Origin of the sequence: Streptomyces sp. SID486 (genome assembly GCF_009865385.1) — a bacterium.
In the GTDB taxonomy this organism is placed as follows: Bacteria; Actinomycetota; Actinomycetes; order Streptomycetales; family Streptomycetaceae; genus Streptomyces.
This window is the reverse complement of record NZ_WWJT01000108.1, coordinates 1-1,042: the sequence shown is the minus strand read 5'-3', so window position 1 is coordinate 1,042 and position 1,042 is coordinate 1. Positions and strand designations below refer to the sequence as shown.

Genomic DNA, 1,042 nt, shown 5'->3' with positions numbered 1-1,042 from the left:
GACCGGGGGCAGGCGCCCGGCCGCGCGGCCGCGCCGGGACGCCGGGCACGGGCCGCCCGGGACCGGCGGCCATACTGGTCCGCATGGAACGCATCGGGGGGTATCTCGTCGAACGCAAGCTCGGCGAGGGCGGCATGGGGACGGTGTATCTCGCGCGGACGCGCGGCGGCAGGGCCGTCGCGCTGAAGGTGGCCAAGTCCGAGCTGGCGGCCGACCGGGTCTTCCGACAGAGGTTCCGCAGCGAGGTCGAGGCGGCCCGCGCGGTGGGTGGCTTCCACACCGCGCCGGTGGTGGACGCCGCCCTCGACGGCGACCCGCTGTGGCTCGCCACCGCCTACATACCCGGGCCGACCCTCTCGGAGCGGCTCGCCGACGAGGGCGCCATGGACGAGCCGCAGCTGCGGGCGCTGGGCGCCGCGCTCGCCGAGGCGCTGGAGTCCATCCACTCCTGCGGCCTGGTGCACCGCGACCTCAAGCCCGGCAACATCATCATGGCCACCGACGGGCCGCGCGTCGTGGACTTCGGCATCTCCCGGGCCGTCGAGTCCGGCCGGCTCACCGCGACCGGCACCGCATTCGGCACGCCCGGCTTCCTCGCGCCCGAACAGGCCCTCGGCCACGACGTGACCGGCGCCGCCGACGTGTTCGCCCTCGGTGCCGTGCTGGTCGCGGCGGCCGGGGGCAGCGCCTGGGGCGAGGGCACGCCGATGGGGCTGATGTACCGCTCCGTGCACGAGCCGCCGGACATGTCCGCCGTACCCGCCGCGCTGACGGACGTGGTCGCGGCATGCCTGGCCAAGGAGCCCGCGGACCGGCCCACGCCGGGTGCCCTGCTGGACCTGCTGACGGCCGCGGGCGCCCCGGGCACGAACACCGCGAACACCGGCACGGGCTCGCACCCGGGCACGGGCACAGGCGCAGGCACGGATCCGGCCACGGGCTCGCACCCGGGCACGGGCACAGGCACGCGCACGGACCCGGCCACGGGTACAGGCACCGGCTCGCACCCAGGCACCGGCTCGCATCCAGGCACCGGCTCGCA

The 1,042-nt window shown here is 76.6% G+C and carries 1 protein-coding gene; it reads left to right on the top strand.

Annotated elements, in window-relative coordinates:
- Positions 1-83: 83 nt before the first annotated feature.
- Positions 84-1,042 (top strand): serine/threonine-protein kinase (locus GT045_RS05590; RefSeq protein WP_237538367.1); only part of this gene is annotated, 959 nt, incomplete at its 3' end.